This is a genomic window from Serratia sp. HRI (assembly GCF_010119335.3).
GTDB lineage: Bacteria > Pseudomonadota > Gammaproteobacteria > Enterobacterales > Enterobacteriaceae > Serratia > Serratia nevei.
The window spans coordinates 3,078,365-3,099,174 of the sequence record NZ_CP083690.1 but is presented as its reverse complement, the minus strand read 5'-3'; the positions used below and the strand labels follow the sequence as shown (position 1 = coordinate 3,099,174).

The window sequence follows — 20,810 nt, the reverse complement described above, 5'->3', positions numbered from 1 at the left end:
GTGGTATTACCAATCTGAGCAATTGGTGCGCAATGCTGTCAATCAGGCCGGGAAATGTCTAGAATAGAGGTTAAACCTCGTTCATTACTCGGATACAGATCTAAAGATATATGTCAGTCTTGCAGGTATTACATTTCCCAGACGAGCGTCTGCGCAAAGTCGCAGCGCCGGTAAAAGAAGTCAATGCAGATATCCAGCGCATCGTGGATGATATGTTTGAAACCATGTACGCAGAGGAAGGCATTGGCCTGGCTGCGACTCAGGTGGATATCCATCAGCGCATTATCGTGATCGACGTCTCCGAGAATCGCGATCAGCGCCTGGTGCTGATCAACCCGGAACTGCTGGAAACAAGCGGCGAAACCGGCATCGAGGAAGGCTGTCTTTCCATTCCCGAACAGCGTGCGTTGGTACCCCGTGCCGCGCAGGTGAAGATCCGCGCGCTGGATCGCGAAGGCAAACCTTTCGAGCTGGAAGCGGACGATCTGTTGGCGATCTGCATCCAGCACGAGATGGATCACCTGATGGGTAAACTGTTCGTCGATTACCTGTCGCCGCTCAAGCGTCAGCGCATTCGTCAGAAACTGGAAAAAATGGCCAAGCTTCAAGCCCGCGCCTAACCGATCAGGAAATCAACGTGTCTGACTCTTTACGGATTACTTTCGCCGGAACACCAGACTTCGCAGCGCGTCATCTTGACGCGCTGTTGTCATCTGAGCACCAGATTGTCGGCGTTTTTACCCAGCCCGACCGCCCGGCGGGCCGCGGCAATAAGCTGACGCCAAGCCCGGTCAAAGTGCTGGCTGAACAACACCAACTGCCGGTCTTTCAGCCCAAATCGCTGCGCCCCGAAGAGAACCAACGCCTGGTGGCCGAACTCCACGCCGACGTGATGGTGGTGGTTGCCTACGGGCTGATCCTGCCGCAGGCGGTGCTGGATATGCCGCGTCTCGGTTGCATCAACGTACATGGCTCGCTGCTGCCTCGCTGGCGCGGCGCGGCACCGATCCAGCGTTCTCTCTGGGCCGGCGACAGCGAAACCGGCGTGACCATCATGCAGATGGACGTCGGTCTCGATACCGGTGACATGATGCACAAGATTGCCTGCCCGATTGAGAGCAGCGATACCAGCGCCAGTCTCTACGACAAGCTGGCACAGCTCGGCCCGCAGGGCATGCTGACTACGCTGCGCCAAATGGCAAGCGGCAGCGCCACCCGCGAAGTGCAGGACGAAGCGCTGGTCACCTACGCAGAGAAGCTGAGCAAAGAAGAAGCTCGCCTGGACTGGACACTGTCCGCCGCTCAGCTGGAGCGTTGTATCCGCGCCTTCAACCCTTGGCCGGTCAGCTACTTCACCATCGACGATCAACCGGTGAAAGTGTGGCAAGCCAGCGTACTGGCGCAAAGCGCCAACGCGGAGCCAGGCACCGTTGTCCATGCCGACAAGCACGGCATTCAGGTGGCGACCGCCGACGGCATCCTCAATCTGATCCAACTGCAGCCCGCCGGCAAGAAACCGATGTCGGCGCAAGACCTTTTAAATTCACGTCGTGAATGGTTTACCCCGGGTAACCGGCTGTAAGCCACCCCACTGCCCGGCCGTTCATCGCCGGGCCGTTATTTTCTTAATGCCGATCGTTATCAGCTTCAGCCTATGAAAAATAATTACAATCTCCGCAGCATCGCTGCCAAAGCCATCGGCCAGGTGCTGGATCAAGGGCAGTCGCTCAGCACCGTCCTGCCGGCGCTCCAAACCACCATCAGCGATAAAGATCGCGGGTTGCTGCAGGAACTGTGTTTCGGCACGCTGCGCGTGCTGCCGCAGCTCGAATGGTGCATTCAGCAATTGATGGCCAAGCCGCTGACCGGCAAGCAACGTACGCTGCATTATTTGCTGATGGTCGGCCTCTATCAGCTGCTGTATACCCGTATCCCGGCGCACGCCGTATTGGCGGAAACCGTGGAGGGCGCGGTAGCGCTGAAACGCCCGCAGTTGAAAGGCCTGATTAACGGCGTCTTGCGGCAATTCCAGCGCCAGCAGGAAGAGCTGCTGCAGCGCGCCGCCAACAATGACAGCCGCTATCTGCACCCAAGCTGGTTGCTGAAACGCCTTCAACAAGCCTATCCCGCCAACTGGGAACAGATCGTCGACGCCAATAACCAGAAGCCACCGATGTGGCTGCGCGTCAACCGCCTGCATCACACTCGGGAAGCTTATCTGCAATTGTTGAACGACGCCGGCATCGCAGCAGAACCTCACGCAGACTATGCCGATGCAGTGCGTTTGCTGGCGCCTTGCGCCGTGACCGATCTGCCTGGGTTCGCCGACGGCTGGGTCACCGTGCAAGATGCCTCAGCCCAGGGCTGTGTCGATCTATTGGATCCGCAAGACGGTGAACAGATCCTCGATTTGTGCGCCGCGCCTGGCGGCAAAACCACGCATATTCTGGAAGCGGCACCGAAAGCGCACGTCATGGCGGTCGATATCGACGAACAGCGCCTGGCGCGGGTGAAAGAAAACCTGCAGCGCCTGCGTTTGCATGCCGAAGTTAAGCTGGGTGATGGCCGCACCCCGCAGCAATGGTGCGGTGATAAGCAGTTCGACCGGATCCTGCTGGACGCACCTTGTTCCGCCACCGGCGTGATCCGCCGTCACCCCGACATCAAATGGCTGCGCCGCGATCGCGACATCGCAGAACTCGCCGCGCTGCAGGCAGAGATCCTGGAAGCCGTCTGGCCCCATCTGAAATCGGGCGGCGTGATGGTTTACGCCACCTGCTCTATCCTGCCGGATGAAAACAGCAGCCAGATCGCCGCGTTCTTGCAGCACCACGCCGATGCCAAACTGGTTGAAACCGGCGATGCGCAGCGGCCAGGGCGGCAGAATATCCCGCATCCCGAGGATGGCGATGGCTTCTTTTACGCTAAGCTGATTAAAATGTAATGCTTCGGGGCGTGCACGCGCGCCCTAAGTCTTTCAGTGTGAAGCAGAGAACACGATGAAAATAATTATTCTTGGTGCCGGTCAGGTTGGCGGGACGCTGGCGGAAAACCTGGTGGGTGAAAACAACGATATCACCGTCGTCGATACCGATTCCGGTCGTCTGCGTCAGCTGCAGGATAAATTCGATCTGCGCGTGGTTCAGGGGCACGGCTCTCACCCTCGGGTGCTGCGCGAAGCCGGCGCGGAAGACGCCGACATGCTGGTCGCCGTCACCAACTCCGACGAAACCAACATGATCGCCTGCCAGATCGCCTATTCTCTGTTTAATACCCCCAACCGTATCGCCCGTATCCGCGCGCCGGAATATATCCGCGAGTCGGAGAAACTGTTCCTGCCGGAAGCGGTACCGATCGACCATCTGATTTCACCGGAACAGTTGGTCATAGACTATATCTACAAGCTGATTGAATACCCCGGCGCACTGCAGGTGGTCAATTTCGCCGAAGGCAAGGTCAGCATCGCCGCGGTTAAAGCCTATTACGGTGGCCCGCTGGTCGGCAATGCGCTCTCTTCGATGCGCGAACACATGCCGCATATCGACACCCGCGTCGCCGCTATTTTTCGCCAGGACAGACCTATCCGGCCGCAAGGCTCGACCATTATCGAAGCCGGTGATGAAGTGTTCTTCGTCGCCGCATCACAACACATCCGCGCGGTGATGAGCGAACTGCAGCGGCTGGAAAAACCGTATAAGCGCATCATGATCGTCGGTGGCGGCAACGTCGGCGCCGGCCTGGCCGCCAAGCTGGAAAAAGACTACAACGTCAAACTTATCGAGCGAAACCAGCAACGCGCCGCCGAACTGGCCGAGCAGCTGCACGATACCATCGTGTTCTACGGCGATGCCTCCGACCAGGAGCTGCTGGCCGAAGAGCACGTCGAGCAAGTGGATGTCTTCATCGCTATCACCAACGACGATGAGGCCAACATCATGTCCGCCATGCTGGCCAAACGCATGGGCGCCAAGAAGGTAATGGTATTGATCCAGCGCCGCGCCTATGTCGATCTGGTGCAAGGCAGCGTGATCGATATTGCCATTTCCCCCCAACAGGCGACCATCTCCGCCCTGTTGGGGCACGTGCGCAAAGCGGATATCGTCAGCGTTTCATCGCTGCGCCGCGGCGTGGCAGAAGCGATCGAAGCGATTGCCCACGGTGATGAAAGCACGTCCAAAGTGGTCGGCCGCATCGTCGAAGACATCAAGCTGCCACCAGGTACCACCATCGGTGCGATCGTGCGTGGCGACGACGTGATCATCGCCAACGGCAATAGCAAAATCGAACAGGGCGATCACGTCATCATGTTTATTACCGACAAGAAATTCGTGCCGGACGTTGAACGCTTGTTCCAACCGAGCCCGTTCTTCTTGTAGAACGAATTTATTAGGCGATGGTCTATAATCGCGTAGTTGTTCTCTGCCTTGGGGGGAGATAAAACTTCTCTCCTTTTGTGGCAAAGGGAAATTGCTTTGTTAAACTTGAGTTATTAATTCTGCAAGGGGTGCGTTCTATGAGTATGTTGAAAGAGTTTCGCGAATTTGCCATGCGTGGCAACGTGGTCGATTTGGCCGTCGGTGTGATTATCGGTGCTGCATTCGGCAAGATTGTTTCGTCCTTCGTGGCCGATATCATCATGCCCCCGCTGGGCCTATTGATCGGCGGCGTCGACTTTAAACAGTTCCATCTGGTATTACGTGAAGCTCAGGGCGCCGTCCCGGCGGTGGTAATGAACTACGGTTCATTCATTCAAACCGTATTCGACTTCGTGATTGTCGCCTTCGCCATCTTCCTGGCAATTAAATTGATGAACAAAATGCGCCGCAAGCAGGAAGAAGCCCCGGCAGCGCCGCCAGCACCTACCGCAGAAGAGAAACTGCTGACGGAAATCCGTGACCTGCTGAGCCAGCAACAGCAGCCAAAACTGTAAAACAGCGTTTGGTTATGCCAATAAAAAGCCACCTGATGAAGGTGGCTTTTTTAATGCTTAAAACCAGAAGGCCAGTGGTAACTTATCGTTTGATAGTTTACCACTGGCCTCCCAGTTACCGCCTTTGTTGTGTTTTTCTTTACGCCGATAGCTGCCTTTGCCTTTCACATTCTTTTCTACTCGTTGACGGAATAGCGGATCATGCAGCAGCGCCTCAATGGCGTTATCTTGAATCTGACCTTTAGTGTGACGATATTTCGTCATGATAATGCTCCTGTAAAAGGTGGGGTAATAAAACGGGGCGATAATACTGCCGGCGGTATAAAAATTAAAGTGCCGTCAGCAACCTTTTTTGCCTTTTTCATCGCTTGCGCCCTGTTCCAAGGCCTCCAGAATAGAGCAATAATTGCTGGTATGGGCAGTGCCGCAGCAGGCATCACTCAGCCGCTTCAGCGATTCGCGCATACGAGTCAGCTCCGCCAACTTGCTTTCCACTTCGCTCAGGCGCGCATCGACGATCGACTTCGACTCTTGGCAGGTATGATGCTCAGGATCGACGCGGATCGACAGCAGTTCGGCGATCGTTTCCAGAGTAAACCCCAGCTGCTTGGCATAGCGAATAAAGCGCAGCCGCTGCAGATCCTGCTCGGTGTAGAGCCGATAACCGCCTTCGGTGCGGACATTGTGATCCATCATGCCCTGCTTTTCATAGTAACGCACGGTATCCGGCGTTACTTCGGCAAGCTTGGCCAACTGACCTATCTTGAACATTACTTCTCCTCCCGGGTGAATTTGCCGTCCAATGCACGCTGATATTCGCCATGCAAGAAATCCGTACTCATCCCAGCCTGACGCAATCGATGCTCCAGCAGCGCCATGCGTTTGCTGAGTTCGACATAGTCCGGATGCTCACTGCTAATCCCTTGCAGCAAGCGAGCAACGGTCAACGCCTCTTTGCGATCTTCCAGCTCCGGTGGCAGGTAACCGGCATTTTTCAGCAGACGGTAACCGGCGCGGAGTTCAGCCGGCACCGCGCTGTCATCTTCCAGCGTCAACGGTTGGCCCTGGCCGGGCAGATTGTCGAACTCGCCTTTATCCTGGGCATCAAGGATATGACGTTCCGCCCATTGATCGAGCAACCCCATGATAGACAGCCTCGGTAAGCCTAATGATGAAGCCTTAGCATAGCGGATAGGGGCGGGGATCTTAAGCGCAGCGGGGAAATTACGCTCATTTGGCTGGATTTGGACGTAAAAAAACCGGGCAAGCCCGGTTTTTTTACGCGTCTACAGATTACTCTGCAGTTGCTACTTCTGCTTGAGACTCAGCACGATCAACCAGCTCGATGTATGCCATCGGCGCGTTGTCGCCTGCGCGGAAGCCACACTTCAGAATGCGAGTGTAACCACCGGCACGGCTCGCGAAACGCGGGCCCAGCTCGTTAAACAGTTTTGCCACGATCTCGTTATCACGAGTACGGGCGAATGCCAGACGACGATTAGCTACGCTGTCGGTCTTGGCAAGAGTAATCAGCGGCTCAACAACGCGACGCAGCTCTTTTGCTTTTGGCAGGGTCGTCTTGATGATCTCATGACGAACCAAAGAGCCGGCCATGTTACGGAACATAGCCTGGCGATGGCTGCTGTTACGGTTCAGTTGACGACCACTCTTACGATGGCGCATGACCTTATCCTTCTCAGTAAAACCTTAACCTGTGATCCGGTTACTCGTCAGCAATGCTTGCCGGCGGCCAGTTTTCCAGGCGCATGCCCAGAGACAGACCACGTGAGGCCAGCACGTCTTTAATCTCGGTAAGAGATTTTTTACCCAGGTTTGGCGTTTTCAGCAACTCAACCTCGGTACGCTGTACCAGATCACCGATGTAGTGGATAGCTTCTGCCTTGAGGCAGTTAGCAGAGCGGACAGTCAATTCCAGATCGTCAACAGGGCGCAGCAAGATCGGATCGAACTCTGGTTTCTCTTCTTTAACTTCCGGCTGACGTACATCACGCAGGTCAACGAAAGCTTCAAGTTGTTCAGCCAGAATGGTGGCCGCACGGCGGATCGCCTCTTCAGGATCGATCGTGCCATTGGTCTCCATCTCGATGACCAGCTTATCCAAGTCAGTACGCTGTTCTACACGCGCAGCTTCAACATTGTAGGCGATACGCTCTACAGGGCTGTAGCAGGCGTCAACCAACAGACGACCGATTGGGCGCTCATCTTCTTCCGAATGAATTCGGGCAGAAGCCGGCACATAACCGCGACCGCGCTGAACTTTGATACGCATGCTGATAGCCGCGTTCTCATCAGTCAGGTGGCAAATCACGTGCTGAGGCTTGACGATTTCGACATCACCATCATGGGTGATGTCGGCAGCGGTCACAGGGCCAATGCCAGATTTATTCAGGGTAAGAATAACTTCGTCTTTGCCTTGAACTCTCACCGCCAGCCCTTTCAGGTTGAGCAGGATCTCCAGGATATCTTCCTGTACGCCTTCTTTGGTGCTGTACTCATGCAGTACACCATCAATCTCAACCTCGGTCACCGCGCAACCCGGCATAGATGAAAGCAGAATACGGCGCAGTGCGTTGCCAAGAGTATGGCCAAAGCCACGCTCTAAAGGCTCAAGGGTCACCTTGGCGTGCGTCGAACTGACTTGCTCGATATCTACCAGGCGCGGTTTTAGAAACTCTGTCACAGAACCCTGCATTGTGTCCTCTCTTTGGTACTAAGCTTTACTTGGAGTAAAGCTCGACGATCAGGTGTTCGTTAATGTCCGCAGACAGATCGGTACGTTCAGGCATACGCTTGAACACGCCTTCCATCTTAGCAGCATCAACTTCCAGCCAAGTCGGCTTTTCACGCTGCTCAGCCAGCTCCAGAGAAGCTTTAACACGAGACTGCTTTTTAGCTTTCTCGCGGATGCTGACTACGTCATTCGGAGATACCTGATAAGAAGCGATGTTAACAACGTGACCGTTTACCATAACTGCTTTGTGGCTAACCAGCTGACGTGACTCTGCACGAGTAGCGCCGAAGCCCATACGGTAAACAACGTTGTCCAGACGACCTTCCAGCAGCTGCAACAGGTTTTCACCGGTGTTGCCCTTCAGGCGGGTTGCTTCTTTGTAATAGTTACGGAATTGACGCTCCAGAATGCCGTACATACGGCGAACTTTCTGCTTCTCACGCAACTGAACACCGTAATCAGACAGACGCGGTTTACGCGCACCGTGCTGACCAGGTGCTTGTTCAATTTTACACTTGGAATCGATCGCGCGAACGCCAGACTTAAGGAACAGGTCTGTGCCCTCACGACGGCTCAGCTTGAGCTTAGGACCCAAATATCTTGCCATTTTCTTTCTCCAACAATCCTAAAAGCTGCGTTACACGCGGCGCTTTTTCGGCGGACGACAACCGTTATGAGGGATCGGAGTCACATCAGTAATATTAGTGATGCGGAAACCAGCCGCGTTCAGAGCGCGGATAGTAGACTCACGACCAGGACCAGGTCCTTTAACCATAACTTCCAGGTTCTTGATACCGTATTCTTTTACTGCGTCAGCACAACGTTCTGCTGCAACCTGTGCTGCGAACGGAGTGGACTTACGAGAACCACGGAAACCGGAACCACCGGCTGTTGCCCAACCCAAAGCATTACCCTGACGATCAGTAATGGTAACGATGGTGTTGTTGAAAGAAGCATGGATATGAGCCACGCCGTCAGAGACTTGCTTTCTTACACGCTTACGTGTACGAACAGGTGCCTTTGCCATTATTCAATAACCCCGATTATTTCTTGATCGGCTTGCGCGGACCCTTACGGGTACGAGCGTTGGTCTTGGTGCGCTGACCGCGTACCGGCAGACCACGACGATGACGCAAACCACGATAGCAACCAAGGTCCATAAGACGCTTGATGCTCAGGGTAATTTCACGACGCAAATCACCCTCAACGGTGTATTTGGCAACTGCATCACGAAGCTTTTCGATTTGCTCTTCAGACAGCTCACTGATCTTAACATTTTCAGCAATACCCGTGGATGCACAGATAGCCTGTGAACGGGTTTTACCGATACCGAAGATCGACGTTAAGGCGATAACGGTATGTTTATGATCAGGAATGTTAATGCCTGCTATACGGGCCACTATGCACTCCTACTATTTTATACAGCAACACCATTCTGAAAAGCCCGTTTTCAGGATACTCAAATAGTGTTGCAGTGCGACATACAAAAGATTGGCTGGCTAATCTAGCCAGCTCAACCCAACTTTGCAAGAAAAATATGCGAGATAATCAGCCTTGACGCTGTTTATGCTTCGGCTCGGCGCTGCAAATCACACGAACGACACCGTTACGCTTAACGATTTTGCAGTTACGACATAATTTCTTGACTGAAGCACGAACTTTCATTTTTACTCTCCGTAACTTCTCAAACGAATCTGACTAGCGGTTATAGCCTTTCAGATTTGCTTTCTTCAATGCAGACTCGTACTGACTTGACATCATCAGAGTTTGCACTTGAGCCATAAAGTCCATGATGACGACAACCACGATCAGTAGCGAGGTACCACCAAAGTAGAATGGTACTTTCATTGCATCACGCATGAACTCCGGGATCAGGCAGATGAAAGTAATGTACATCGCGCCCACCAGGGTTAAACGCGTCATTACTTTATCGATATACTTCGCCGTTTGCTCTCCCGGACGAATTCCTGGTACGAAGGCACCGGACTTCTTCAGGTTATCTGCTGTCTCACGCGGGTTGAAGACCAACGCCGTGTAGAAGAAACAGAAGAAGATGATTGCAGACGCATAGAGTAACACATAAAGCGGTTGCCCTGGCTGCAAATACAGCGAAATCGTAGTCAGCCAGTTCCAACCGGTACCGCCCCCAAACCATGATGCAATCGTGGCCGGGAACAGAATAATGCTGGAAGCGAAAATCGCCGGGATAACACCCGCCATGTTCACTTTCAACGGTAAGTGTGTACTCTGTGCTGCATAAACACGACGACCTTGTTGACGCTTCGCATAGTTAACGACGATACGACGTTGACCACGTTCGATGAAAACAACGAAGAAGGTTACTGCAAACACCAATACTGCAACCAACAGCAGCAGGAGGAAGTGCAGGTCGCCTTGCCGCGCTTGCTCGATAGTATGGGCCACTGCCGGCGGGAGCCCCGCTACAATACCCGCGAAGATAATGATCGAGATACCGTTGCCGATACCGCGCTCAGTAATCTGCTCACCCAGCCACATCAGGAACATTGTCCCGGTTACCAGGCTCACAACCGCAGTAAAGTAGAATGCAAAGCCTGGGTTTAACACCAGGCCCTGCATACCAGGCATATTCGGCAGACCGGTAGCAATACCGATCGACTGGAATATGGCCAATACCAGCGTACCGTAACGGGTGTACTGGCTAATCTTGCGACGGCCAGCCTCCCCTTCTTTCTTGATTTCCGCCAACGCTGGATGAACCACCGTCAGCAGCTGGATAATGATCGACGCCGAGATATACGGCATGATCCCCAGAGCAAAGATAGAAGCACGGCTGAGGGCACCACCAGAGAACATGTTAAACATTTCAATGATAGTGCCTCTCTGCTGCTCAAGCAATTTGGCAAGCACAGTGGCATCGATACCAGGAATCGGAATGAAAGAGCCGATACGGAAGACAATCAGCGCGCCGATTACAAACAAAAGTCTGCGCTTCAGCTCGCCGAGCCCGCCTTTAGCACTTTGAAAATCTAATCCTGGTTGCTTAGCCATCTGCTACTTATTCCTCAATTTTACCGCCAGCAGCCTCGATAGCAGCACGAGCGCCTTTGGTGACACGCAGACCACGCAGGGTTACCGGACGAGCGACTTCGCCAGAAAGTACAACTTTCGCGAATTCGATCTGGACACCAACTACGTTAGCGGCTTTCAGCGCGTTCAGGTCGATAACATCGCCTTCAACCAGAGCCAGTTCAGACAGACGAACTTCTGCCGTGATCATCGCTTTGCGTGAAGTGAAGCCGAATTTCGGCAGACGACGGTACAGAGGCATCTGACCACCTTCGAAACCACGACGTACGCCACCGCCAGAACGAGACTTCTGACCTTTGTGACCACGGCCGCCGGTTTTACCCAGGCCAGAACCAATACCACGACCTACACGCTTAGGCGCATGCTTGGCACCTTCAGCCGGAGACAGAGTATTTAAACGCATCTGTTACTCCTCAACTTTAACCATGTAGGAAACCAGGTTGACCATACCGCGAACAGCAGGAGTATCCTCGCGCTCTACGGTGTGACCAATACGACGCAGACCCAGACCGAGCAGAGTAGCTTTATGCTTCGGCAAACGGCCAATTGAGCTGCGAGTTTGTGTAACTTTAATAGTCTTAGCCATGGTCAATTACCCCAGAATGTCGGCAACGGATTTACCACGCTTAGCAGCGACCATTTCAGGAGACTTCATATTCGCCAGAGCGTCGATAGTTGCACGAACCACGTTGATCGGGTTAGTGGAACCATAAGCTTTAGCCAATACGTTGTGCACCCCAGCAACTTCGAGAACGGCGCGCATTGCACCACCCGCGATGATACCGGTACCTTCATGAGCAGGCTGCATGAACACGCGAGAACCCGTGTGAGCGCCCTTAACAGGGTGCTGCAGGGTGCCGCTGTTCAGCGCGACGTTCATCATGTTGCGACGGGCTTTTTCCATCGCTTTCTGGATCGCTGCTGGAACTTCGCGTGCTTTGCCGTAGCCAAAACCAACGCGACCGTTACCATCACCAACTACAGTCAGTGCGGTAAAGCTGAAAATACGGCCACCTTTTACGGTTTTAGATACGCGGTTTACCGCGATCAGCTTTTCCTGCAGTTCGCCAGCTTGTTTTTCGATGTGAGCCATCTTAAACCTCTTCCTTAGAACTGAAGGCCAGCTTCACGGGCAGCATCTGCCAGTGCCTGGACTCGACCATGATATTGGAAACCGGAACGGTCAAAGGATACTTTCGCAATCCCTTTTTCCAACGCGCGCTCAGCCAGAGCTTTACCTACGGCTGCTGCTGCGTCTTTGTTACCGGAATACTTCAGTTGCTCCACGATAGCTTTTTCTAAAGTAGAAGCGGCTACCAGTACTTCAGAACCGTTTGGAGCAATCACCTGTGCGTAAATGTGACGCGGGGTACGATGTACCACCAGGCGGGTTGCACCCAGCTCTTGGAGCTTGCGGCGTGCGCGGGTCGCACGACGGATACGAGCAGATTTCTTATCCATAGTGTTACCTTACTTCTTCTTAGCCTCTTTGGTACGCACGACTTCGTCGGCGTAACGAACACCTTTGCCTTTGTAAGGCTCAGGACGACGGTAAGCGCGCAGATCTGCTGCTACCTGGCCAATGACCTGCTTATCAGCGCCTTTCAGCACGATTTCAGTTTGGCTTGGGCATTCAGCAGTGATACCTGCCGGCAGCTGGTGATCGATAGGGTGAGAGAAGCCCAGGGCCAAATTCACCACGTTGCCTTTAACGGCAGCACGATAACCAACACCTACCAGTTGAAGCTTTTTGGTGAAGCCTTCGGTAACACCAACAACCATTGCGTTCAGCAGAGCGCGCGTGGTACCCGCTTGAGCCCATGCGTTAGCAAAACCTTCGCGCGGAGCGAAAGTCAGTGCGTTAGCTTCTTGCTTCACTTCAACGGCGTCGTGGATAGTACGAGTCAACTCGCCGTTTTTACCCTTAATCGAAATAACCTGACCGTTGAGTTTTACCTCTACGCCGGCAGGAATGACGACGGGTGCTTTTGCAACACGAGACATTCTTTCCTCCCGAATTAAGCTACGTAGCAGATAATCTCGCCACCAAGACCAGCCTGGCGAGCTGCACGATCGGTCATAACACCTTTAGAGGTAGAAACAACAGCGATACCCAAACCGGCCATAACTTTTGGCAGCTCATCTTTTTTCTTGTAGATGCGCAGACCTGGACGGCTGATACGTTGAATGCTTTCTACCACAGCTTTGCCCTGGAAGTACTTCAGTACCAGTTCCAGAACAGGCTTGGCGTCGCCTTCGATTTTGAAATCTTCAATAAAACCTTCTTCCTTCAGCACGTTGGCAATTGCCACTTTCAGCTTGGAGGAAGGCATGGTGACCGCAACTTTGTTCGCGGCTTGACCGTTACGGATACGGGTCAGCATATCCGCGATCGGATCTTGCATGCTCATCTGTCTTTACTCCCGTGATTCAATTGGTAATTACCAGCTAGCCTTTTTCAAGCCTGGTACTTCACCGCGCATAGCGGCTTCACGAAGCTTAATACGGCTCAACCCGAATTTGCCCACATAACCATGTGGACGGCCAGTTTGGCGGCAGCGTTTACGCTGACGAGACGGGCTGGAATCACGCGGCAGAGTTTGCAGCTTGAGAACGGCATTCCAACGATCTTCATCGGATGCGTTCACATCAGAGATAATAGCTTTCAGTTCAACGCGTTTTGCAAAGAACTTGTCAGCTAATTTCACGCGCTTGACTTCGCGTGCTTTCATTGATTGCTTAGCCATCAGTAACCCTGCCTTACTTGCGGAACGGGAAGTTAAAAGCAGCCAGCAGCGCGCGGCCTTCATCATCAGATTTCGCAGTAGTGGTAATGGTAATATCCAAACCACGAACGCGATCGACTTTGTCGTAGTCGATTTCTGGGAAGATGATTTGCTCACGCACGCCCATGCTGTAGTTGCCACGGCCATCGAATGACTTGGCGGACAGGCCACGGAAGTCACGGATACGTGGAACAGCAATGGAGATCAGACGCTCAAAGAACTCCCACATGCGTTCGCCACGCAGAGTTACTTTACAGCCGATCGGATAGCCCTGACGGATTTTGAAGCCTGCAACAGATTTGCGGGCTTTGGTGATCAACGGTTTTTGACCGGAGATGGCTGCCAGGTCCGCTGCGGCGTTATCCAGCAGTTTCTTGTCAGCAATCGCTTCACCAACACCCATGTTCAGGGTGATCTTCTCGACCCGAGGGACTTGCATGACAGAGTTGTAATCAAACTGAGACATCAGTTGTTTGACTACCTCGTCTTTGTAGTAATCATGCAGTTTCGCCATCGTATTACTCCAAATTACTTGATAGTTTCGCTGTTAGACTTGAAGAAACGGACTTTTTTGCCGTCTTCGAATCTAAAGCCTACACGGTCAGCCTTGCCGGTAGCCGCGTTGAAGATAGCAATGTTAGAAACCTGAATTGCAGCTTCTTTTTCAACAATGCCGCCTGGTTGGTTCAGAGCCGGAACCGGCTTCTGGTGTTTCTTAACCAGGTTGATGCCTTCAACAATGACCTTGCCAGCAGACAGGACATTTTTTACTTTACCGCGCTTACCTTTGTCTTTCCCGGTAATCACGATAACTTCGTCATCACGACGGATCTTCGCTGCCATGTTCGCTCCTTAGAGTACTTCTGGTGCCAGAGAGATAATTTTCATGAACTTCTCATTACGCAGTTCACGAGTTACCGGCCCAAAAATACGCGTACCGATTGGCTGCTCGCTGTTATTGTTCAAAATAACGCATGCATTGCCATCGAAGCGAATGACAGAACCGTCCGGGCGACGTACACCCTTCTTGGTGCGCACCACTACCGCCTTCAGAACATCGCCTTTCTTCACCTTACCGCGAGGAATTGCTTCCTTGATGGTAATTTTGATGATGTCGCCGACGCCTGCGTAGCGACGGTGCGAGCCACCTAGAACCTTGATACACATTACGCGACGTGCACCGGAGTTGTCGGCGACGTTCAGCATAGTCTGTTCTTGGATCATTTTAGTGCTCCGCTAATGTCAACTACTACTTTAAAGACCCAAGTAAAAATTAGGCCGTTGAAAAGCCCCATAACCGAGGGCGCAGCATTATAACACCGCTTACTAGGTATGGGTAGAAAAAATAAACGGCTCATTTTCTGAGCCGTTTATTAAGTGAGAGCCAGCTACTCTATTACAGAATCGCTTTCTCTACAACGCGAACCAACGTCCAGGACTTAGTCTTGGACAGTGGGCGGCATTCGCGGATTTCCACCACGTCGCCGGTACCACATTCGTTGTTCTCGTCATGTACGTGCAGCTTGGTCGTACGTTTGATGAATTTCCCGTAGATCGGGTGCTTCACAGTACGCTCGATAGCAACAACGATGGATTTCTCCATTTTATCGCTAACAACACGACCCTGCAGGGTACGGATAACTTCAGTCATTTACACACCCGCCTTTTGAGTCAGTAAAGTCTTAACGCGTGCGACGTCACGACGCACTTGTTTCAACAGGTGAGTTTGTTGCAGCTGGCCACTGGCCGCCTGCATGCGCAAGTTGAATTGCTCACGCAGCAGGTTGAGCAGCTCGGCATTCAGCTCTTCAACGCTTTTTTCACGCAGCTCTTGTGCTTTCATTACATCACCGTCTTAGTTACAAAGGTGGTTTTGATCGGCAGTTTCGCTGCTGCCAGTTTGAATGCCTCGCGGGCAACCTCTTCTGGCACGCCGTCCATTTCGTACAGGACCTTACCAGGCTGGATCAGGGCAACCCAATACTCCACGTTACCCTTACCTTTACCCATACGCACTTCCAGCGGCTTCTCGGTGATCGGTTTGTCCGGGAATACACGGATCCAGATCTTGCCTTGACGCTTAACTGCACGAGTCATTGCACGACGAGCTGCTTCGATTTGACGAGCAGTCAGACGGCCACGGCCAACAGCTTTCAGACCGAAAGTGCCGAAGCTAACATCCGTACCTTGCGCCAGACCACGGTTGCGGCCCTTGTGCACCTTACGGAATTTTGTACGCTTTGGTTGTAACATCAGCGACTCTCCTTACTTGCGGCCTTTACGCTGCTGCTTTTTAGGTTGAGCAGCCGGTTCCGGTTGTTCAACTGCAGCCATACCACCCAGGATCTCACCTTTGAAGATCCATACCTTAACGCCGATTACACCATAAGTGGTGTGCGCTTCAGATGTGTTGTAGTCGATGTCCGCACGCAGAGTGTGCAATGGAACACGACCTTCGCGGTACCATTCGGTACGTGCGATTTCAGCGCCGCCAAGACGGCCGCTTACTTCAACTTTGATACCTTTAGCGCCAAGACGCATTGCGTTCTGTACTGCACGCTTCATAGCACGACGGAACATAACGCGACGTTCCAGCTGAGAAGTGATGCTGTCAGCAACCAATTTAGCGTCGAGTTCCGGTTTACGGACTTCGGCGATGTTGATCTGTGCAGGAACGCCAGCGATGTCCGCTACGACCTTGCGCAGTTTTTCGACGTCTTCACCTTTCTTGCCGATAACGATGCCTGGGCGAGCAGTGTGAATGGTCACACGGATGCTCTTCGCAGGACGCTCGATAACGATGCGAGAAACGGAAGCTTTCGACAGTTCCTTAGTCAGGAATTGACGAACTTTAAAGTCGCTGTCCAGGTTGTCAGCGAATTCTTTGGTATTCGCATACCAAGTAGAGTTCCAAGGTTTGACAATACCCAGGCGAATACCATTAGGATGTACTTTCTGACCCATTGCTAGTCTCCAGAGTCTCAGCGATCGGACACAACCACAGTAATGTGGCTGGTGCGCTTCAGGATGCGATCTGCACGACCTTTTGCACGCGGCATAATGCGCTTCATGCTTGGGCCTTCGTCTACGAAGATTTTCGTAACTTTCAGATCATCGATGTCAGCGCCATCGTTGTGTTCTGCGTTAGCAATGGCAGACTCCAGCACTTTCTTAACCAGACCAGCAGCTTTCTTGTTGGTGTAGGTCAGAGTTTCCAGAGCTTGCGACACTTTCTTACCGCGAATCAGGTCAGCAACAAGGCGAACCTTCTGAGCAGAAGAACGAGCGTGGCGATGTTTAGCGATAGTTTCCATCTCTTCCTCCTACCTTAGCGCTTTTTAGCTTTTTTATCAGCCGCATGGCCGCGATAAGTACGAGTCGGCGCGAATTCACCCAGTTTGTGACCGACCATTTCATCGGAAACGAACACTGGTACGTGCTGACGACCATTATGGACAGCGATGGTCAAACCGATCATGTTAGGAAAGATCGTTGAACGACGGGACCAAGTGCGCAAAGGCTTCTTGTCACCGCTTTCCACCGCTTTCTCTACCTTCTTCAGCAAGTGCAGGTCAATAAAAGGACCTTTCTTGAGAGAACGTGGCATGGCTTATCCTCTAATTATTTTTTGCTACGGCGACGTACGATGAACTTATCAGTACGCTTGTTGCTACGGGTCTTCTTACCTTTGGTCTGAACGCCCCACGGAGTTACCGGGTGCTTACCAAAGTTACGACCTTCACCACCACCGTGCGGGTGATCTACCGGGTTCATCGCCGTACCGCGAACGGTAGGACGAACACCACGCCAACGTGCAGCACCTGCTTTACCCAGAACGCGAAGCATGTGTTCAGCGTTACCGACTTCACCCAGGGTGGCACGGCAATCAGCTGGAACTTTACGCATTTCGCCGGAGCGCAGACGCAGAGTTACGTAGGAACCATCACGAGCAACGATCTGAACGTAGGCACCAGCGGAGCGAGCCATCTGGCCGCCTTTACCTGGTTTCATTTCTACGTTGTGAACCGTTGAACCAACTGGAATGTTGCGCATCGGCAGGGTGTTACCCGCTTTGATTGCAGCATCAACGCCAGATTGAATCTGGTCACCAGCTTTCAGGCCTTTCGGCGCCAGGATGTAACGGCGTTCGCCGTCTTTGTACAGAACCAGCGCGATGTTCGCGGAACGGTTCGGATCGTACTCCAGACGCTCAACCACAGCAGGGATACCGTCTTTGTTGCGCTTGAAGTCAACCAGACGATAATGTTGCTTGTGGCCACCACCGATATGACGGGTGGTGATACGGCCATTGTTGTTACGACCACCGCTTTTGCTCAGTTTTTCCAGCAGCGGGGCATAAGGTTTACCCTTGTGCAGCTCAGGGTTAACCACTTTAACAACGTGGCGACGACCCGGAGATGTAGGTTTACATTTAACAATTGCCATTGTTCTTACTCCTCCGACTTACTCTGCGCCGCCGATGAAGTCCAGATTCTGGCCTTCTTTCAGGGTGACGTAAGCTTTTTTCCAGTCGCTACGACGACCAACACGCTGACCGTGACGCTTCACTTTCCCTTTAACTACCAGGGTGTTCACGTCTTTGACTTCGACTTCAAACAGTTTCTGCACTGCAGCTTTGATTTCTGCTTTGGTCGCGTCTTTGGCAACTTTGAGAACGATGGTGTTGCTTTTTTCCATCGCAGCGGATGCTTTTTCAGATACGTGCGGTGCACGCAGCACTTTCAGCAAACGTTCTTCACGGATCATGCCAGCATCTCCTCAACTTGCTTCACAGCATCAGCAGTCATAACCACTTTGTCGAAGGCGATCAGGCTAACCGGATCGATACCTGCTACATCGCGCACGTCAACCTTGTACAGGTTGCGAGCTGCCAGGAACAGATTCTCATCCAGTTCACCGGTCACGATCAGCACGTCTTCCAGAGCCATATCTTTCAGTTTCTGTGCCAGCAGCTTAGTTTTAGGCGCTTCTACAGAGAACTTCTCGACAACGATCAGACGATCTTGACGTACCAGCTCGGACAGGATGCTTTTCAGCGCGCCGCGGTACATCTTTTTGTTTACTTTCTGACTGTGGTCCTGTGGCTTAGCAGCAAAGGTCACGCCGCCTGAACGCCAGATCGGGCTCTTTACAGAACCTGAACGCGCACGGCCGGTGCCTTTCTGACGCCATGGCTTTTTGCCGGAACCAGTTACTTCAGCACGGGTCTTCTGAGCACGGGTACCTTGACGGGCACCTGCTGCATAAGCAACAACAACCTGGTGTACCAGCGCTTCGTTGAAATCACGACCGAAGGTAGTTTCGGAAACAGTCAGCGCGCTTTGCGCGTCTTTCAATACTAATTCCATTGCTATCCCCTTACGCCTTCACAGCTGGTTTAACGATCAGGTTGCCACCGGTTGCGCCCGGTACAGCACCCTTAACCAGCAGCAGGTTGCGCTCAGCGTCAACACGTACTACGTCCAGGCTCTGAACGGTTACGCGCTCATCACCCAGGTGGCCAGCCATTTTCTTGCCTTTGAACACTTTGCCCGGAGTCTGGTTCTGACCGATAGAACCCGGAACGCGGTGAGACAAGGAGTTACCGTGGGTAGCGTCTTGGGTACGGAAGTTCCAGCGCTTAACAGTGCCAGCAAAACCTTTACCTTTAGAAGTACCGGTAACATCGACTTTTTTAACGTCAGCGAAGATTTCTACGCTAATTTCCTGACCTGCAGCGAACTCTTGACCTTCTTCAAGGCGGAATTCCCACAGACCACGGCCAGCTTCAACGCCAGCTTTAGCGAAATGGCCCGCTTCCGGCTTGGTTACACGGTTAGCTTTTTTGCTACCAGTGGTAACCTGAACGGCACGGTAACCGTCGGTGTCCAGGCTTTTAACCTGAGTCACGCGGTTCGCTTCAATTTCAATTACGGTTACTGGGATAGAAACGCCATCTTCAGTGAAGATACGGGTCATACCCACTTTTTTACCGACTAAACCAATCATTGTTTCAACCTCTCAATCGCTCAATGACCTGATTAACCCAGGCTGATCTGCACGTCTACACCGGCAGCCAGATCCAGACGCATCAGAGCATCAACGGTTTTCTCGGTTGGCTCAACGATGTCAACCAGACGCTTGTGAGTGCGAATCTCGTACTGATCGCGCGCGTCTTTGTTGACGTGCGGAGAGATCAGAACGGTAAAGCGCTCTTTGCGAGTTGGCAGCGGGATCGGACCACGGACTTGCGCACCAGTGCGCTTTGCAGTCTCGACGATTTCCGCGGTTGATTGATCGATCAGACGATGATCAAACGCTTTCAGGCGGATACGGATTCTTTGGTTCTGCATGAGACCAGAGCTCCAATTATTTATAAACGTAAATAATTACTCCTCACACCCATTTCGATTGATGGGGGAGTGTAATCGTCAACATATAACCCCCATATCGGGAGTATTGTTCGAAGGGCAAAAAAACCTGCCAATCGACTGATTCGCTAAAATCAGGCTTACCAAGATTAGGTAAGCCCGCGCATTATACGCAAAATGGCCCAGGAAGCAAGCTGCAGTTGGAAATATGCTCAGGAAATCGTCATTTTTGCGCTGTCAGCGACAATCACGAGATGAAGAAAGCTAACAAGGTATGAATTATGCTTGGAGGGGAAGCTCCCCTGCCCCACCGTAAAACGGTCGCCGGCAGGAGAGACGGTGGCAAATGGGCGGAGGGGTTACTCTTTGCGGTCTAAAATCTGGGCCTGGGCATAATTTTGAATACCGAGACGGGCGATGAGGTCCAGCTCCGTTTCCAGCCAGTCGATATGCTCTTCTTCATCAGCCAGGATATCTATCATCAAATCGCGGCTGACGTAATCGTGAATAGAATCGGCATAAGCGATACCTTCGCGCAGGTTCTTGGCGCCTGCCAGCTCCAGATCCAGATCGGAACGCAGCATCTCTTCAATGTCTTCGCCGATGTTCAGCTTGCCAAGATCTTGCAGGTTCGGGATCCCTTCCAAGAATAGGATACGCTCGATGTAGCGATCGGCATGTTTCATTTCGTCGATCGACTCGTGATATTCCTTGTCGTTGAGGCGCATTAAGCCCCAATTCTTGAACATGCGGGCGTGCAGGAAATATTGATTGATGGCAACCAGCTCGTTGCCGAGCAGTTTGTTGAGGTGAGCAATGATCTTTTTATCGCCTTTCATAGGTAACTCCTCCTGGCCAGTTCTAAAAGTGTAGAACCTGTAAGCCAAGAGTCAAAAATAACC

The 20,810-nt window shown here is 52.6% G+C and carries 37 protein-coding genes; 5 read left to right on the top strand and 32 right to left on the bottom strand.

From position 1 onward, the window contains the following. Window positions 1-110 precede the first annotated feature (110 nt). The 5 genes from def (at window position 111) to mscL (ending at window position 4,930) form a co-directional block, all read left to right on the top strand. Complete coding sequence (gene def, locus GF111_RS14930; protein WP_047729718.1) at window positions 111-620, top strand: peptide deformylase; 510 nt, start codon at window positions 111-113, stop codon at window positions 618-620. 17 nt (window positions 621-637) lie between these two features. After that, window positions 638-1,582, top strand: coding sequence for a methionyl-tRNA formyltransferase (gene fmt, locus GF111_RS14925; RefSeq protein WP_147190974.1), 945 nt, complete (start codon window positions 638-640; stop codon window positions 1,580-1,582). A 72-nt stretch (window positions 1,583-1,654) separates the two neighbouring features. After that, window positions 1,655-2,944, top strand: coding sequence for a 16S rRNA (cytosine(967)-C(5))-methyltransferase RsmB (gene rsmB / locus GF111_RS14920; RefSeq protein ID WP_047729716.1), 1,290 nt, complete (start codon window positions 1,655-1,657; stop codon window positions 2,942-2,944). Window positions 2,945-2,999: 55 nt separating this feature from the next. After that, window positions 3,000-4,376, top strand: a complete 1,377-nt coding sequence (gene trkA / locus GF111_RS14915) for a Trk system potassium transporter TrkA (protein ID WP_004929716.1) — start codon at window positions 3,000-3,002, stop codon at window positions 4,374-4,376. Between the two features lie 137 nt (window positions 4,377-4,513). Further along, complete coding sequence (gene mscL / locus GF111_RS14910; protein ID WP_025304493.1) at window positions 4,514-4,930, top strand: large-conductance mechanosensitive channel protein MscL; 417 nt, start codon at window positions 4,514-4,516, stop codon at window positions 4,928-4,930. 57 nt (window positions 4,931-4,987) lie between these two features. On the opposite strand, the gene GF111_RS14905 is transcribed toward mscL, so the two are convergent. The 32 genes from GF111_RS14905 to bfr all read right to left on the bottom strand — a co-directional run bounded on the left by GF111_RS14905 (window position 4,988) and on the right by bfr (window position 20,747). Further along, entirely contained in the window at window positions 4,988-5,194 is a 207-nt protein-coding gene (locus GF111_RS14905; protein WP_047729715.1) for an alternative ribosome-rescue factor A, read from the bottom strand. Between the two features lie 75 nt (window positions 5,195-5,269). Next, the gene (gene zntR, locus GF111_RS14900) at window positions 5,270-5,701 is read right to left on the bottom strand and encodes a Zn(2+)-responsive transcriptional regulator (protein WP_033636251.1); all 432 of its coding nucleotides are present in this window, start codon (window positions 5,699-5,701) and stop codon (window positions 5,270-5,272) included. Beyond that, complete coding sequence (locus GF111_RS14895; RefSeq protein ID WP_047729714.1) at window positions 5,701-6,075, bottom strand: DUF1992 domain-containing protein; 375 nt, start codon at window positions 6,073-6,075, stop codon at window positions 5,701-5,703. The genes zntR and GF111_RS14895 overlap by 1 nt, the downstream gene beginning before the upstream one ends. Before the next feature lie 148 nt (window positions 6,076-6,223). After that, window positions 6,224-6,613 (bottom strand): 50S ribosomal protein L17, encoded by a 390-nt coding sequence (gene rplQ, locus GF111_RS14890; RefSeq protein ID WP_004929726.1) that lies wholly within the window; start codon window positions 6,611-6,613, stop codon window positions 6,224-6,226. A 40-nt stretch (window positions 6,614-6,653) separates the two neighbouring features. Further along, window positions 6,654-7,643 carry a DNA-directed RNA polymerase subunit alpha gene (rpoA, locus tag GF111_RS14885; protein WP_002919219.1) on the bottom strand — a complete coding sequence of 330 codons (990 nt, stop codon included), beginning with the start codon at window positions 7,641-7,643 and terminating at the stop codon, window positions 6,654-6,656. Between the two features lie 25 nt (window positions 7,644-7,668). Then, the gene (gene rpsD / locus GF111_RS14880) at window positions 7,669-8,289 is read right to left on the bottom strand and encodes a 30S ribosomal protein S4 (RefSeq protein WP_025304496.1); all 621 of its coding nucleotides are present in this window, start codon (window positions 8,287-8,289) and stop codon (window positions 7,669-7,671) included. A gap of 30 nt (window positions 8,290-8,319) precedes the next feature. After that, window positions 8,320-8,709 carry a 30S ribosomal protein S11 gene (rpsK, locus tag GF111_RS14875; RefSeq protein WP_004929731.1) on the bottom strand — a complete coding sequence of 130 codons (390 nt, stop codon included), beginning with the start codon at window positions 8,707-8,709 and terminating at the stop codon, window positions 8,320-8,322. Between the two features lie 16 nt (window positions 8,710-8,725). Further along, complete coding sequence (rpsM, locus tag GF111_RS14870) at window positions 8,726-9,082, bottom strand: 30S ribosomal protein S13 (protein ID WP_004929734.1); 357 nt, start codon at window positions 9,080-9,082, stop codon at window positions 8,726-8,728. A 148-nt stretch (window positions 9,083-9,230) separates the two neighbouring features. Then, window positions 9,231-9,347 (bottom strand): 50S ribosomal protein L36, encoded by a 117-nt coding sequence (gene rpmJ, locus GF111_RS14865; RefSeq protein ID WP_002227352.1) that lies wholly within the window; start codon window positions 9,345-9,347, stop codon window positions 9,231-9,233. A 33-nt stretch (window positions 9,348-9,380) separates the two neighbouring features. Then, window positions 9,381-10,712: a preprotein translocase subunit SecY gene (secY, locus tag GF111_RS14860; protein ID WP_004929740.1), complete on the bottom strand. Its 1,332-nt coding sequence runs from the start codon at window positions 10,710-10,712 to the stop codon at window positions 9,381-9,383. Window positions 10,713-10,719: 7 nt separating this feature from the next. Then, window positions 10,720-11,154 carry a 50S ribosomal protein L15 gene (gene rplO / locus GF111_RS14855; RefSeq protein ID WP_004929742.1) on the bottom strand — a complete coding sequence of 145 codons (435 nt, stop codon included), beginning with the start codon at window positions 11,152-11,154 and terminating at the stop codon, window positions 10,720-10,722. Between the two features lie 3 nt (window positions 11,155-11,157). Then, window positions 11,158-11,337, bottom strand: coding sequence for a 50S ribosomal protein L30 (gene rpmD / locus GF111_RS14850; protein WP_048232028.1), 180 nt, complete (start codon window positions 11,335-11,337; stop codon window positions 11,158-11,160). 6 nt (window positions 11,338-11,343) lie between these two features. Next, window positions 11,344-11,844, bottom strand: coding sequence for a 30S ribosomal protein S5 (rpsE, locus tag GF111_RS14845; protein WP_004929747.1), 501 nt, complete (start codon window positions 11,842-11,844; stop codon window positions 11,344-11,346). Between the two features lie 14 nt (window positions 11,845-11,858). Further along, window positions 11,859-12,212 carry a 50S ribosomal protein L18 gene (gene rplR / locus GF111_RS14840; protein ID WP_047729713.1) on the bottom strand — a complete coding sequence of 118 codons (354 nt, stop codon included), beginning with the start codon at window positions 12,210-12,212 and terminating at the stop codon, window positions 11,859-11,861. Window positions 12,213-12,221: 9 nt separating this feature from the next. Further along, the gene (rplF, locus tag GF111_RS14835) at window positions 12,222-12,755 is read right to left on the bottom strand and encodes a 50S ribosomal protein L6 (RefSeq protein ID WP_004929751.1); all 534 of its coding nucleotides are present in this window, start codon (window positions 12,753-12,755) and stop codon (window positions 12,222-12,224) included. A gap of 14 nt (window positions 12,756-12,769) precedes the next feature. After that, window positions 12,770-13,162, bottom strand: coding sequence for a 30S ribosomal protein S8 (gene rpsH, locus GF111_RS14830; RefSeq protein WP_004929753.1), 393 nt, complete (start codon window positions 13,160-13,162; stop codon window positions 12,770-12,772). 30 nt (window positions 13,163-13,192) lie between these two features. Then, on the bottom strand, window positions 13,193-13,498 hold the full coding sequence (rpsN, locus tag GF111_RS14825) for a 30S ribosomal protein S14 (RefSeq protein ID WP_048232029.1): 306 nt from the start codon (window positions 13,496-13,498) through the stop codon (window positions 13,193-13,195). A gap of 13 nt (window positions 13,499-13,511) precedes the next feature. Next, a complete protein-coding gene (gene rplE, locus GF111_RS14820) occupies window positions 13,512-14,051 on the bottom strand; it encodes a 50S ribosomal protein L5 (protein ID WP_004929756.1) in 540 nt (179 codons plus the stop codon). 14 nt (window positions 14,052-14,065) lie between these two features. Then, a complete protein-coding gene (rplX, locus tag GF111_RS14815) occupies window positions 14,066-14,380 on the bottom strand; it encodes a 50S ribosomal protein L24 (protein WP_004929758.1) in 315 nt (104 codons plus the stop codon). 9 nt (window positions 14,381-14,389) lie between these two features. Next, a complete protein-coding gene (gene rplN / locus GF111_RS14810) occupies window positions 14,390-14,761 on the bottom strand; it encodes a 50S ribosomal protein L14 (protein WP_000613954.1) in 372 nt (123 codons plus the stop codon). A gap of 172 nt (window positions 14,762-14,933) precedes the next feature. Continuing rightward, window positions 14,934-15,188, bottom strand: coding sequence for a 30S ribosomal protein S17 (rpsQ, locus tag GF111_RS14805; protein ID WP_004929760.1), 255 nt, complete (start codon window positions 15,186-15,188; stop codon window positions 14,934-14,936). Beyond that, window positions 15,189-15,380, bottom strand: a complete 192-nt coding sequence (gene rpmC / locus GF111_RS14800) for a 50S ribosomal protein L29 (RefSeq protein ID WP_004929762.1) — start codon at window positions 15,378-15,380, stop codon at window positions 15,189-15,191. Then, window positions 15,380-15,790, bottom strand: a complete 411-nt coding sequence (rplP, locus tag GF111_RS14795) for a 50S ribosomal protein L16 (RefSeq protein ID WP_004929764.1) — start codon at window positions 15,788-15,790, stop codon at window positions 15,380-15,382. The genes rpmC and rplP overlap by 1 nt, the downstream gene beginning before the upstream one ends. A 12-nt stretch (window positions 15,791-15,802) precedes the next feature. Beyond that, entirely contained in the window at window positions 15,803-16,501 is a 699-nt protein-coding gene (rpsC, locus tag GF111_RS14790) for a 30S ribosomal protein S3 (RefSeq protein WP_004929766.1), read from the bottom strand. Window positions 16,502-16,518: 17 nt separating this feature from the next. After that, complete coding sequence (rplV, locus tag GF111_RS14785; RefSeq protein WP_002223844.1) at window positions 16,519-16,851, bottom strand: 50S ribosomal protein L22; 333 nt, start codon at window positions 16,849-16,851, stop codon at window positions 16,519-16,521. A gap of 14 nt (window positions 16,852-16,865) precedes the next feature. Then, window positions 16,866-17,144, bottom strand: a complete 279-nt coding sequence (rpsS, locus tag GF111_RS14780; protein WP_004929772.1) for a 30S ribosomal protein S19 — start codon at window positions 17,142-17,144, stop codon at window positions 16,866-16,868. 14 nt (window positions 17,145-17,158) lie between these two features. After that, window positions 17,159-17,983 carry a 50S ribosomal protein L2 gene (gene rplB / locus GF111_RS14775; protein WP_004929775.1) on the bottom strand — a complete coding sequence of 275 codons (825 nt, stop codon included), beginning with the start codon at window positions 17,981-17,983 and terminating at the stop codon, window positions 17,159-17,161. Window positions 17,984-18,001: 18 nt separating this feature from the next. After that, a complete protein-coding gene (gene rplW / locus GF111_RS14770) occupies window positions 18,002-18,304 on the bottom strand; it encodes a 50S ribosomal protein L23 (protein ID WP_004929776.1) in 303 nt (100 codons plus the stop codon). After that, window positions 18,301-18,906 (bottom strand): 50S ribosomal protein L4, encoded by a 606-nt coding sequence (rplD, locus tag GF111_RS14765; RefSeq protein ID WP_004929779.1) that lies wholly within the window; start codon window positions 18,904-18,906, stop codon window positions 18,301-18,303. The genes rplW and rplD overlap by 4 nt, the downstream gene beginning before the upstream one ends. A gap of 10 nt (window positions 18,907-18,916) precedes the next feature. Then, the gene (rplC, locus tag GF111_RS14760; RefSeq protein ID WP_015379265.1) at window positions 18,917-19,546 is read right to left on the bottom strand and encodes a 50S ribosomal protein L3; all 630 of its coding nucleotides are present in this window, start codon (window positions 19,544-19,546) and stop codon (window positions 18,917-18,919) included. Between the two features lie 32 nt (window positions 19,547-19,578). Continuing rightward, window positions 19,579-19,890: a 30S ribosomal protein S10 gene (gene rpsJ / locus GF111_RS14755; protein WP_001181005.1), complete on the bottom strand. Its 312-nt coding sequence runs from the start codon at window positions 19,888-19,890 to the stop codon at window positions 19,579-19,581. 377 nt (window positions 19,891-20,267) lie between these two features. Next, window positions 20,268-20,747: a bacterioferritin gene (bfr, locus tag GF111_RS14750; protein WP_102780124.1), complete on the bottom strand. Its 480-nt coding sequence runs from the start codon at window positions 20,745-20,747 to the stop codon at window positions 20,268-20,270. Window positions 20,748-20,810: the final 63 nt, after the last annotated feature.